General features: G+C 29.1%; 14 protein-coding genes. 10 read left to right on the forward strand and 4 right to left on the reverse strand.

The features are described from left to right. The gene (gene lepB / locus BLA33_RS04125; protein WP_075226557.1) at window positions 1-636 is read left to right on the forward strand and encodes a signal peptidase I; all 636 of its coding nucleotides are present in this window, start codon (window positions 1-3) and stop codon (window positions 634-636) included. After that, the gene (locus BLA33_RS04130; protein ID WP_075226559.1) at window positions 626-1,057 is read left to right on the forward strand and encodes a DUF188 domain-containing protein; all 432 of its coding nucleotides are present in this window, start codon (window positions 626-628) and stop codon (window positions 1,055-1,057) included. Before lepB ends, BLA33_RS04130 begins: the two co-directional genes overlap by 11 nt. Here the strand turns inward: BLA33_RS04130 and bamB are convergent. Further along, the gene (bamB, locus tag BLA33_RS04135; protein ID WP_075226561.1) at window positions 1,043-2,092 is read right to left on the reverse strand and encodes an outer membrane protein assembly factor BamB; all 1,050 of its coding nucleotides are present in this window, start codon (window positions 2,090-2,092) and stop codon (window positions 1,043-1,045) included. The genes BLA33_RS04130 and bamB overlap by 15 nt on opposite strands. Window positions 2,093-2,099: 7 nt before the next feature. Next, window positions 2,100-2,738 (reverse strand): BB0027 family outer member beta-barrel protein, encoded by a 639-nt coding sequence (locus tag BLA33_RS04140; protein ID WP_004792165.1) that lies wholly within the window; start codon window positions 2,736-2,738, stop codon window positions 2,100-2,102. 149 nt (window positions 2,739-2,887) lie between these two features. On the opposite strand from BLA33_RS04140, the gene BLA33_RS04145 reads away from it, so the two are divergent. Further along, window positions 2,888-3,793 carry a bifunctional 5,10-methylenetetrahydrofolate dehydrogenase/5,10-methenyltetrahydrofolate cyclohydrolase gene (locus BLA33_RS04145; RefSeq protein ID WP_029346833.1) on the forward strand — a complete coding sequence of 302 codons (906 nt, stop codon included), beginning with the start codon at window positions 2,888-2,890 and terminating at the stop codon, window positions 3,791-3,793. Then, the gene (locus tag BLA33_RS04150; RefSeq protein ID WP_029346832.1) at window positions 3,794-4,525 is read left to right on the forward strand and encodes a YebC/PmpR family DNA-binding transcriptional regulator; all 732 of its coding nucleotides are present in this window, start codon (window positions 3,794-3,796) and stop codon (window positions 4,523-4,525) included. 14 nt (window positions 4,526-4,539) lie between these two features. Here the strand turns inward: BLA33_RS04150 and BLA33_RS04155 are convergent, their stop codons facing one another. Continuing rightward, entirely contained in the window at window positions 4,540-5,679 is a 1,140-nt protein-coding gene (locus BLA33_RS04155) for a PQQ-dependent sugar dehydrogenase (protein WP_075226563.1), read from the reverse strand. A gap of 70 nt (window positions 5,680-5,749) precedes the next feature. Here BLA33_RS04155 and ruvA point away from each other — a divergent pair, with 70 nt between their 5' ends. The 6 genes from ruvA to BLA33_RS04185 all read left to right on the forward strand — a co-directional run bounded on the left by ruvA (window position 5,750) and on the right by BLA33_RS04185 (window position 11,690). After that, window positions 5,750-6,340: a Holliday junction branch migration protein RuvA gene (gene ruvA / locus BLA33_RS04160; protein ID WP_004792319.1), complete on the forward strand. Its 591-nt coding sequence runs from the start codon at window positions 5,750-5,752 to the stop codon at window positions 6,338-6,340. A 44-nt stretch (window positions 6,341-6,384) separates the two neighbouring features. Beyond that, a complete protein-coding gene (gene ruvB, locus BLA33_RS04165; RefSeq protein ID WP_029346831.1) occupies window positions 6,385-7,428 on the forward strand; it encodes a Holliday junction branch migration DNA helicase RuvB in 1,044 nt (347 codons plus the stop codon). Beyond that, window positions 7,403-8,443, forward strand: a complete 1,041-nt coding sequence (gene queA / locus BLA33_RS04170) for a tRNA preQ1(34) S-adenosylmethionine ribosyltransferase-isomerase QueA (RefSeq protein ID WP_029346830.1) — start codon at window positions 7,403-7,405, stop codon at window positions 8,441-8,443. Before ruvB ends, queA begins: the two co-directional genes overlap by 26 nt. Window positions 8,444-8,520: 77 nt before the next feature. Continuing rightward, window positions 8,521-10,188, forward strand: a complete 1,668-nt coding sequence (locus tag BLA33_RS04175; protein WP_029346829.1) for a diphosphate--fructose-6-phosphate 1-phosphotransferase — start codon at window positions 8,521-8,523, stop codon at window positions 10,186-10,188. 7 nt (window positions 10,189-10,195) lie between these two features. Further along, entirely contained in the window at window positions 10,196-10,708 is a 513-nt protein-coding gene (locus tag BLA33_RS04180; protein WP_075226565.1) for a hypothetical protein, read from the forward strand. A gap of 1 nt (window position 10,709) precedes the next feature. Continuing rightward, complete coding sequence (locus BLA33_RS04185; RefSeq protein ID WP_029346828.1) at window positions 10,710-11,690, forward strand: RluA family pseudouridine synthase; 981 nt, start codon at window positions 10,710-10,712, stop codon at window positions 11,688-11,690. Here the strand turns inward: BLA33_RS04185 and BLA33_RS04190 are convergent. Next, window positions 11,687-12,652 carry a YitT family protein gene (locus tag BLA33_RS04190; protein WP_029346827.1) on the reverse strand — a complete coding sequence of 322 codons (966 nt, stop codon included), beginning with the start codon at window positions 12,650-12,652 and terminating at the stop codon, window positions 11,687-11,689. The two genes, BLA33_RS04185 and BLA33_RS04190, sit on opposite strands and share 4 nt — an antisense overlap. Window positions 12,653-12,695: the final 43 nt, after the last annotated feature.

Below are 12,695 nucleotides of genomic sequence, written 5' to 3' on the forward strand. Positions count from 1 at the left end.
GTGGCTCCATATTTAACTTTCGAACAAAGGCTTTTAAGAAAAAGGCAAAGAAAAATTTTTTTTAAATATGTTTTAACATTTTTAATGTTAAATTTTTTTTTCACAAAGTTTGTTTTGCAAATTTTTATGATTAAAGGTAATGAGATGTTGCCAACCATAACAAAAAATGCTAGTTTGTTTTTTGTTGCAAGACATATAACGTCTTTTTTTATTCCTTTGAAAATGAATGATATTGTTCTTTATGAAGATTTTAGGTTAAGTAATAATTTTTTATTAACGTTAATAAAAGATTTCTTTTTTTTAAATAAAATTCTTAAAAGAGCAAACTATAAGGTATCAAGAATAGCGGCTGTTCAGGGCGATTCTGTTTATGTTAGAGGTTTGAATGTTTTGGTAAATAAAAAGGATACAGATTTTTTTTATTTGAATGGCAATTTAGTTAGCTATTATAAGTTGAATAATTTTTTCAATACAGATGAAGTGGTTAAGTGCTTCATTTTGAAAAAAAATGAAGTTTTTTTATTAAATGACAATTTAAGTGTTTTAAATGATTCTAGAATATTTGGACCTATTAATAAAAATGCTATTGTTTCTTTTTTGGCCTTTAGGGTAGTGGACTATAAGATTGTTAAATAAAATTTTTGTTGATGCTGATTCTTGTAATTTTAAGATAATAAAATTTTTGCAAAAATTTATATTGCACAATAAATCAAAACTTATTGTAGTTTCTAATAAGTTTTTGAATTTAGAAAAAACAGAAAATGTTTTTTTAGAGGTGGTAGACGATGTTGATGCATTTATTTTGAATTTAGCAGATAGGTACAGCCTTGTAATTACTCGAGATATTTTTTTTGCTAAACTTCTTTTAAATCTTGGGGTTAAGGTTATGAATGATGAGGGTCAAATTTTTAATGTAAATAATATAAATTATTTATATTTTAGATCTAAGATTAATTTTAATTTGAAAATTAAGATTAAAAAATATTATGATGTAGATTTTAATAAGTTTAGATATGAAAAATTTATAACAAATTTTTATTCTTTATTCTTTAGTTAATTTTTTATTTTCCAATTTCCACAAACCTTTGCCCTGAGTTAATATGTAAATTGTGTTGTTTGATACAGGAATAATATCGTTAAGACCCGTTTTGCTTAGCTGGGAACCGTTATAAGCTCCAGGTTCTACAGATTTTGAAGGTGCTTGTAAAGCAAAAATTCCTTCTTTATTTTTTGTAAATTCTGCAAATCCATTATTGCTTCCGATTAATATCACATCATTAAATTCCCTTGCAAAGTATCCGCTAAATTCACCTACTTCGTCTTGAATAAATATTGGCGTTGTGTAATTATTTGCATTCGAATACATTTTAAATTTTGTTTCTAAACTATTATAACCACCAGTCATTACTAAAATTTCAGAAAAACCTCTAATGTTTGTTTTAATTATAGGCATTATTTCTTTGGCTTGTTGGTAGTCTATGTTTGTGTATGTATTATTATGTATTTGCCATACTTTAAGTGAATTTCCTGTAATTAAGTTACCTTCATTTGATATTTGATAAAATTTATCATTTTCAGTAGCTTGTGATGGTGTTTTGTCGACTCCTTCTAGATTAAAAATTCTCTCTTTATTATTTTTGTCTATAGCTAAAATATATGCTTCTTTTATGCCATCGTTTCCCACAGATTTTAAGAATTTATACGCTTTTAGTGGTTTTTTAAATTTTAATGCCCAATCTTTTCCATTTAGCTCGCAAACTTCTAGTTCTGCTTTTTTGTTTTGCGCTAAAAGATAGGTTTTCCCAGATACATTTACAATGTCATTTATAAACTCATAAGAATCGCTTAAGTCAATTTTTTCAACCTTGCCGTTTTCTTTTTTAAATAAATGCATGGCTGCAATATAGAGAGTTTCTCCTACTAGAGAAATTCCCCTTGGGCTTGAACTGCCTAAAATGTTATATTCATGTTTTATTTTTTGCAGATTTCCTAGTTGGGAAAATATGGATTCGCTTGAGCATGTCAGTAGTAAAAATATTAATAGGTTTAAAATTATTTTTTTTTTTAAATAGTTTTCATATTTTTGTTTCATTTTTGTCCTACAATTTATTTACATTTACTGTAACTGATAATGATATAAGTGCAAAATGTGCCATTTTAGCAGAATTTCCAAATTCAAACATCATCCACCAGGATGTTGTTGCTCCAAAAGACCATTTATAGTTAAAGTTCCATAAAATTCCAGATCCAAAAGCGATTGTAGGGAGCGCATCAAAAGTTCTTAAATTTGTAATATTATTATTTCTATCTCCATATGTATTAAGAGAAAACCCTATATTTGTGAAAATTGGGATTTGGAATAATTCTCCTATGTCAAATATATAGTTTATTGAAAATGTAATAGGCACACTATAAAAAATTTTACCTACACTTGAATCTGGATTTAATATATTAAAAGAATGGTTAATATCAAAGTTAAACATATATCTTAGTTCAAGTCCAATTGCTAAATTATTTAAAATATGATACTGATATTTTATTGCTCCAATACCTCCTGGATATAAATTGGTAGGATAAGCTTTTGATAGGTCGTTGTAAAAAATAGGTACCCCAACGCTTAAATCTATTCCCAAAGTAGAGTTTGTATGCCTATCAATGTTGACTGCGGCTTCAATTTTTTTTATGTTTACACTAATTAACAAGACTGCAATTAGCGTTATAAAAAAATACTTTTTCATTATTCTCCATTCTTTTAAAATTATTATCCTTGTTTATTATAGTTGAAAATAAATTTAATTACAATTTGAAATTTAGTAGTTTAGCTTTCCTTATATTGACAATCTAAGTATAATATTAAGGTAATCTTATTAGGTTTAAGAGGCATGTTTTGAATACTGTGTTTAATGGGAAGGATTTTGCGAATAAGTATTATTTAATATTGAAAGAATTCTTAAAACAGCACGATTTGAGAGATAAAATTGCATTAAAAGTTATTTTAGCAAATGATGAGCCTGCAAGCAAGCTTTATGTTTCAATTAAGAATAGAGTTGCAAAAGAGATTGGTTTAAATGTTGAAGTAATTAAATTTTCTGCGAATTCTGTTCAAAGCGATATTCTAGAAGTAATTGATAGAGAAAATAAAAATTTAAGTACAGATGGGATTATTGTGCAATTGCCCCTTTTGAAGGATATGGATTCAAATTCTATTTTAAATAGCATAGTGTATTCAAAAGATGTTGATGGCCTATCTTTTGTTAATTTAGGTAAAATGATTTTGGGTGATAAAAAAGGATTTATTCCTTGTACAGCTCTTGCTTTATTAAAGATTTTGCGAGATGAAGGAATAAGAACATCAGGGAAAACGGTTGTTGTAGTTGGTAGAAGTCCTCTTGTAGGAAAGCCTATTTCAATCTTACTCTCATCAAAGCCTTATGATGCAACTGTTATTGCTTGTCACAGCAAAAGCATTTATTTAGATGTTTATTTAAGGCAGGCAGATATTGTTATTTCTGCTGTTGGTAAGCCCAAGTTGATAGATAAAAGCATGTTGTGCGGGGAACCTTATGTTATTGATATTGGTATTTCTGAGGTTGAAACTGATAACGGAAAAATTCTCTCAGGTGATACAGATTTTGACAATATTAAAGATTGTGTTAAATTTATTACTCCTGTTAAGGGAGGAATAGGGCCTGTTACGGTTCTTATGTTAATGTTTAATACAATTAAAGCTCATTTAATCAATAATAATATGTTTGACATTTTAGATCGGTTGGAAAAATTAGTGGAGGTGTAAATGTCTGGTCACAGCAAATGGTCAACAATAAAGAGAAAAAAAGGTGCTCTTGACGCAAAGCGTAATAAAATTTTTACAAAACTAATAAGAGAAATAACTATTGCAGCTAAAATAGGCGGGGGAGATGTTGAGTCTAATCCAAGACTAAGGGTCGCTGTTAATAAGGCTAAGGTTGCCAATATGCCAAAAGATAATATTGAGAAGGCAATAAAAAAGGGCATTGGCGGTAATGAAGGGGTTGAATATTTTGAAATAACTTATGAGGCTTATGCTCTTTATGGAGTGGCTCTAATGATTAAATGCTTGACAGACAATAAAAACAGAACTTCCAGTGATGTAAAAAGCGTTCTTGCAAAAGGTGGAGGGTCTCTTGGTACTCCAGGTTCAGTCTCATATATGTTTTACAGAAAGGGTCTTATTGTTTACAATTTAGAAAAATATCTTGAGGATGAAATAATGGAATTTGCGTTAGAAGCTGGTGCTGAAGATATTTTGGTTTCAAACAATGAAGCGGAAGTTATAACAAATCCTGATGATTTTGATAAAGTCTTATCTTTTTTGAAAACTAAATTTAAAGAAGAGATGGCAGAGGTAGCTTTAATTCCTGAAAATAAAATTTCCTTAAACAAAGAGCAAGCAGAAAAAATAATTCTTCTTATTGAAAAGCTTGAAGACTTTGATGATGTTCAGGAAGTAATTCATAATTTGGAGATTCCAGAAGAATTAAGCTAAGTTTATAGTTTTATTTAAATCTTTTCGTAGTAGACTTTGTAGATTTTATTTCCAAAATCATCTGAAAAAAGAATTGAACCGTCGTAATATGTGATTATATCAACAGGGCGTCCAAATTTAGAGTTATTGTGCTTTAAAAATCCAGATAAGAAAACCTTATAATTTTTTGCTATTTTTTTTTGTGGATCAATATCTAGCGTAGTTATCCTGTAGCCAACAGGAGAGGATCTGTTCCATGACCCGTGTTCTGCTATAAATAATTTATTTATATATTCTTTTGGAAAGTTATTTCCTTGGTAAAAATGTATTCCAAGCGGAGCTACATGTGCAGGAAGTTCATAAATAGATGGGCTAAACTTAGTGTTTTTTGGTGCTTTGGTATAAAAATTGTAATTTTTTTGGTTTTTCCCAAACATATAGGGAAATCCAAAATGTTCTTTATCTTTGATTATTAGGTTTATTTCATCTGGGGGAATGTTATCTCCCAATCCGTCTTGGCCATTGTCGCTGAAATATATTTCATTGCTAATTGGATGAAAATCAAATCCGACTGAGTTTCTTACTCCAAAAGCTATTATTTCTTCTTTTTTTGTTTTTAAATCAATGCTTAGAATTATTGCTTCTTTTTTTGAAGGAATTTTGGCATTATGTTGGGATCCTATGTTTACTATTAATTTGTTATTTTTAGGATCCACTTTAATATAACGTCCAGCATGCATTTTGGTAGTATTTTTTGGTAAAAGTGAAAAAATTTGCATTTTCCATGTATAGTCTTTATTTGCTTTTATGCTTTTATTAATTTCTTCTTTTACATTTTTAACTACATATATTTTATCTACAGAAGATATATACAATTTATTGTCCCAATAAGCAATACCAATAGGTTTTTTTAGAGTTTTTGCTATGGTATAAATTTTTTTGTTTTTTGTTACAAAGTATGCAAAAGTACTTCCAGATCCTATGAATATGTTTCCATCTTGATCGCTTGTAATTCCTCTTGGTTTTTCAATTGTATTGTTTAAAAAAATTTCGACTTTAAATCCATTTGGAACTTTTAGTGCGGTTGTTATTTCTTCTGCTGCCATAGTTATAGATGAGATTAAAAAAATACTTGTAATTAATAGAAAATAGCTATATAGAAATTGATTTTTCATTTAGTGTCCTTTTTTTTATTTAATGCTTTTGCTTTAAATTGGATGTTTCTGTGTAATATAATTTAATTATATGATAAATAAGATTCATGGTAAAGTTATAGAAAAAAAAGAATCTAGTTTAGTTTTAATGACTACTGTTTTTGAATTTGAGCTTTTAGTTAGTGCATTTTGCCTTGCTAATTTTAAGTTGTCAGACAAGGTTGAACTTTTTACTTATCTTTATGCTAGAGAAAATGAATTAAAGCTTTTTGGGTTTCTAAATTCAGATGAAAGAGAGATTTTTAAAAGTCTTATTGGAGTAAGCGGAATAGGGCCAAGGGCTGCTTTAAGAGTGCTTTCTAATATAAGGTATAATGAGTTTAAGGACGCTATTGATAGAGAGGATGTTGAGCTTGTTTCTAAAATCAAAGGTATTGGCAAAAAAATGGCTGGTAAAATGTTTTTACATCTTCAGGGTAAGCTTTTGATTAATAATGAGCTTGAATCTAGTCTTTTTGGATTTAAAGAATTAGAAGAATCAATTGTTAGCATGGGTTTTGACAGAAAAATTGTAAATAGCAAGCTTAAGGAGGCTTGCGATCTAATTGAATTTTCAAATTTAAAAGACTCTGAAAAGGAACAGTTTTTATTTAAGGAGGTTTTAAAAAGAATGTCGAATTAATTATTAGTTTTTGATAGTTATAAAATAGTCTTTAAGAGGTGTTTATGAAAGACGAAAATAGTATAAACTTTTTAAGTTCTAATGAAAATTATTTATATGATAAGAGTGAAAATGAGCTTAGGCCTAAAGTTTTTGAAGATTTCAAAGGTCAGGTTAATGTTAAAGAAACTCTTAGTATTTTTATAAGAGCTTCTAAAGAGAGAGGTGAAGCTTTAGATCATGTTTTTTTAAGTGGTCCTCCGGGCCTTGGAAAAACTACTCTTGCAAGTATTATTGCCTTTGAGATGAATGCTTCGATTAAGATTACTTCAGCTCCGGCTTTTGACAAACCCAAAGATATTATTGGAATTTTGACAGGTCTTGATGAGAAGAGTGTTTTATTTATTGATGAAATACATAGACTTAGACCAATAATAGAAGAAATGCTTTGTATTGCCATGGAAGATTATGAGCTAGACTGGGTAATCGGGCAAGGAGCTAATGCAAGAACTGTTCGAATGCCACTTCCAAAATTCACATTGATTGGAGCTACTACTAAACCAGGAAAAGTAACATCTCCACTTTATGCGAGATTTGGGATTACTGCAAGATTTGAACTTTACAGCGAAATAGAGCTTGTTGAGATAATAAAGAGAAATTCTATTATTTTAAATATTGAAATAGAAGAGGATGCTGCATTTCTTCTTGCAAGAAGTTCAAGAGGAACTCCCCGTATAGCAAATAGATTGCTAAGACGAATAAGAGATATTGCTCAGGTAACTGGAAGTTTGGTTGTCACAAGCGACATTGTTTCAATTGGGCTTGAAATGCTTAGAATTGATGGAGAAGGTCTTGATGAGCAAGATAGAAATATTTTAAGAAGTTTAATATTGAAATTTAATGGGGGACCTGTAGGCGTTGATACTTTGGCTATTTCTGTAGGGGAGACAGCAGATTCTCTTGAAGATTTTTATGAACCTTATTTAATTATGAAAGGATTTATTAACAGAACTCACAGAGGTCGTAAAGCTACTGAGTTTGCGTATCTTCACTTAAACTTAGAGATGAAAGAGGATAATATTAGTGAAAACCAAAGAGTTTCATTTTAATTTACCCTATTCTTTAATAGCTCAATATCCAAGTGAAAAAAGAGGATCTTCAAGGTTAATGGTGCTAGATCCTAATTTGCAAAAAATTTATCATGAAAATTCTGTAAACAATATTTTAAAATATATAAATAGCGATACTTTTATTATTTTTAATAACTCAAAAGTTAGAAAATCAAGAATGTATGCAGAATCAGAGATGGGTAATAATATTGAATTTTTAATTTTAGATAGAATTGGCACTGATTTGTTTACTGCGTTGATTTCTAAGTCTAAAAAGCAAATTGTTGGCAATGTTTACAAATTCCCTGAAGGACTAATGGGCGAAATTTTGTCAAAAAATAATAGTGAAATTGTTTTAAAATTTGATAATAATGTTGATGAAGATTATTTTGAAAAACATGGTTTTGTTCCTATACCTCCTTACATTAAAAGAGATTATGATAAAATAGATGAAGATCGATATCAAACTGTTTATTCTAAGTATGTTGGGTCGGCAGCTTCTGCAACCGCAGGTTTGCACTTTAGTAGGGATTTGTTTTCTGCTTTTGAAAAGAACAATATTGAATATGATTTTATCACTCTTCATGTGGGGCTTGGCACTTTTCTTCCTGTAAGATCAAAAAAGGTTGAAGAACATAATATGCATTTTGAAACTTTTTTAATAGAAAATTCTGTGGCTGCTAGATTGGAGAATGCTAAATTTCTTGGTAAAAAAATTTTATCAATTGGCACCACAACGCTTAGGGCCCTAGAGTCATCTTATGACAATAAGCTTAAAAAATTTAAAACAGGTCAGCAAAGTACAAATCTTTTTATTTATCCTGGTAAAAATTATTGTTTTAAGTTTGTTGACATGCTTTTTACAAATTTTCATACACCACAATCTACTCTTTTGATGCTGGTCTCTTCATTTGCAGGCAAAGATTTTGTGTTTAGCTCTTATGAAGAAGCTATAAATAAAGGTTATAAATTTTTTTCTTATGGTGATGCGATGTTAGTTTTAAATCATATATAGATATTAGTTGTGAATTATTTTAATATTTAAGTTAGGATAGACGCTCAATTTAATTTAATTAATTAGGAGGAAAATGTATGAATACTTCTCTTTTGCAGCAAGAAAGGCAAAAGTATGTTCCTAAATTGCCAAATATTTTAAAAAAAGATTTTAAGAATATTAGCTTAGTTTATGGAGAAAAGACTGAATCAATTCAAGATAGACAGGCTTTAAAGGAATTTTTTAAGAATACTTATGGATTGCCAATTGTAAGTTTTACCGAGGGTGAGTCTAATATATCTTTTTCAAAAGCCTTAAATATTGGAATTATTCTTTCTGGAGGTCCTGCTCCTGGGGGGCATAATGTTATATCTGGTATTTTTGATGCAATAAAAAAATTTAATGCAAATTCAAAACTTTTTGGATTTAAAGGGGGCCCTTTGGGCCTGCTAGAGAATGATAAAATTGAACTTACTGAGAGCTTGGTGAATTCTTATAGAAATACTGGAGGCTTTGATATTGTATCTTCTGGAAGAACAAAAATAGAAACAGAAGAGCATTATAATAAAGCTTTATTGGTTGCCAAAGAAAACAATCTTAATGCAATTGTTATTATTGGTGGTGATGATTCGAATACTAATGCTGCTATTCTTGCAGAGTATTTTAAAAAGAAGGGAGAAAATATACAGGTTATTGGAGTCCCAAAGACAATTGATGCTGATCTTAAAAATAATCATATTGAAATTTCATTTGGGTTTGATTCTGCTACAAAAATTTATTCTGAGATGATAGGTAATTTATGTCGAGATGCTATGTCAACTAAAAAATATTGGCATTTTGTCAAACTTATGGGTAGGAGTGCCTCTCATGTTGCTTTGGAATGTGCTTTAAAAACTCATCCAAACATTTGTATTGTGTCTGAAGAGGTTTTGGCTAAAAAGAAAACTTTATCTGAAATTGTTGATGAAATGGTGTTTGTTATTTTAAAGAGATCTTTAAATGGAGATAATTTTGGAATAGTTATAGTTCCTGAAGGCGTAATTGAGTTTATTCCAGAAGTTAAGTCTTTAATGGTTGAATTATGCAATATTTTTGATAAAAATATAGTGGAGTTTAAGGGACTTGATATTGAAGGAATGAAAGAAGTTTTCGTTGCCAAGCTTAGTGATTATATGAAGAAAGTTTATTTGTCTTTACCTTTGTTTATTCAATTTGAACTTGTAAATTCAATTTTAGAAAGAGATCCTCATGGGAATTTTAATGTTTCAAGAGTCCCTACTGAAAAATTGTTTATTGAAATGGTTCAAGCAAGATTAAGCGAGATGAAAAAAAGGGGAGAATATAAGGGAAGCTTTATTCCAGTTGATCATTTCTTTGGCTATGAAGGTAGAAGCGCTTTTCCTTCTAATTTTGATAGTGATTATTGCTATAGCTTAGGATATAATGCTGCTATTCTCATTTTAAATGGTCTAACAGGCTATATGTCTTGTATAAAAAATTTAAATTCAAAACCAACGGATTGGATTGCAGGAGGAGTGCCCCTAACAATGTTAATGAACATGGAAGAGAGATACGGAGTGCAAAAGCCTGTTATAAAAAAAGCTCTAGTTGATTTAGAAGGAAGACCATTTAAAGAGTTTGTTGAAAATCGTGATAAGTGGGCTTTTAATAATTTGTATTTATATCCAGGTCCTGTACAGTATTTTGGTTCTTCTGAGATTGTTGATGAAATAACTGAGACTTTAAAGCTCGAATTATTGAAGTAGAAAATTTATGCTTATTGGAAGCTTGTTATTGTTTTTTAGTGTTTTGAATGTTTATTCAAATTCACTTGATTGTTCCAAGCCGAATTTCAATTATTTAAATTTAAGTATTGCCAAAAGTTTGCCATTGCAAGACAAATTAACTTCCAGTGGCAATTTTGCTTCTCAAAAAAAAAATAATATACCTGTTTTTGATAAGGACGATTCTTTTCTTTATAAAAATATTCAAGAGAATAAAGCTTTAAATCTTGAGAATGATCTTGCGTCAAAATCAGCAAAAGATTTGTTTAGGTTTTCAGCTATTAGCATTGGGTCTTTTCCAATAGTTTTATTTTTAAGCTTGTTTTTTTTTGATGTAGGATATTATTTTTATAGCGGAATGAATGCAAATTACGTTCCATATCCTTTTTCAAATGGCCCTAGTTTTTCAAAAGATGAAATTTATAAAAAATTTATTATTTCAGCTTCCATTGGGGCTATGGTTGCATTAACTATTGCTTTGATTGATTATTTGCTTCAGTGATATGATAAGACTTAAGAAAGAATTTACTGTTAAAGAAAATGCTTTAAGATTAGATCTTTACTTATCAAATAATTTAGAAATTTTTACTAGAAGTCAAATTAAAAGAAGAAATGTAGAAGCGTTCAAAAAGAGTAATGGAAAATTTTTTAAGATAAAATTGTCTAAGCCTGTTTTTAAGAATGATGAAATGTTGATTGAATTTGACAAAGAGAGTAATCAAATTGATTGTCTTAGGCCCAATAATATCCCTATTGCTATAATTTATGAAGATTCTAATATTATTGTTATTAATAAACCACAAGGAATTTTAAGTCATCCTGGAATATCGCATTGGGATGATACTGTTGTAAATTTTCTTTTATACCATATAAAAAGATTGAAAATTAATTTTAATGAAGAAAAAGTTAGACCTGGAATTGTTCATAGATTAGACAAAGATACTTCTGGAGTACTAATTTGTGCAAAAAACATTAACACTTTGAGCTTTTTAGCGCAGCAGTTTAAAGATAAAAAAACAAATAAAGTCTATATTGCAATTGTTAAGGGTAATTTTAATAGTTTTTCTGGAAGTATTGAATCTTTTATAGATAGAGATAAATACAATAGAAAAAAATTTAGTGTTTCTAAAGATAGGGGTAAAAAAGCATTAACAGAATATAGATTGTTGCTTAATTTTGGAGGATATTCTCTTTTAGCTTTAAAACCTAAGACCGGTCGTACGCATCAATTGAGAGTTCATATGAAATATCTTAATTTTCCAATATTGGGAGATGAAGTTTATGGTAGAGTAGATAGCAGTTTTAAAACAGTAACTTTAATGCTTCATTCTTATAAGCTTGAAGTTGATGTTGGAAAAAATTCTTTCAAGAAATTCATTTCTGAATTTCCCAAAAGATTTATTATTTTTTTGTCAAATTTTTACAAGAGCGATGAACTGAATTTGATTATTGATAATTTGATTCTCTTCTTAAAAGATTTTTAATTTGAAATTTCTTGTTTTGATAAGGCTGAATCAGTTATTATTTTGCCCCCAGTTATTTCATTAGTGTTAATAACAGTTATAAAACAATTTGGATCGACTTTTTGTGATATATACTTAATTCTTGACAAACGCATTATTGGAACTACTATAAATACTATGGTTTTTTCTGTTCCTGCCCAAGCTCCTTTTCCGCCTATTAATGTAGCGGCTAATTTTAACTTATTTGTAAGAAGATAAGCAATTTCTTTTCCTTTATCGGAAATGATTAATATCGCCTTTTGATTGCCAAATCCGGTGCTTGTTTTATCTGTCATGATAGATGTTACAAATGATGCTATTAGTGTATAAAGGGCTATTTCAATATTAAAGAAAAAGGTCGCAAGTATTAATACTGCTAAGTTAACTATGAAGTTTGTTGTTCCAATGCTAATTGAATATTTTTCTTTAATGATCATCGCAATTATATCTGATCCTCCTGAAGATCCTTTGCCCTTAAATATTAGTCCAAGTCCAAGTCCAGAAATAAGTCCGGCTAGTATTGATACAAGCATCATATCGTTAAGATGTATTTTATTTTGTAAAAACTGGGAATAGTTTATTACAATAGAATATAATCCCATTGCAATCCAACTTTGAATAATGAATGTTATATTTAGAAATTTTATTCCAATAAGAAATAATGGGATGTTTAATGCAAATATTGTCCATCCTAAATTGAAGCTTAACAGGTAATGCATCATTAATGCGATTCCCCCAATTCCTCCACTAAGAAGTCCATGAGGAATATATAAAACATTTGTAGAAATTGCCATTAGTGCAGAGCCTAAAGCTATTTGTATTGTGCTGTCAAATATTAGTTTGGGATTTTTAGTTATAGTTTTTATTTTTTTTGTTAGTATTATGAATAATAGTTTGAGTTTTTTTTTAATTCTGCGACGACTTATCTTTTTTTTCTTTTTCATCTTAACTCTAAAGTTGCTTTTAAGCTATACGTTAATAATTTAT

The sequence above is a fragment of the Borreliella garinii genome, from assembly GCF_001922545.1.
GTDB classification, from domain to species: Bacteria; Spirochaetota; Spirochaetia; order Borreliales; family Borreliaceae; genus Borreliella; species Borreliella garinii.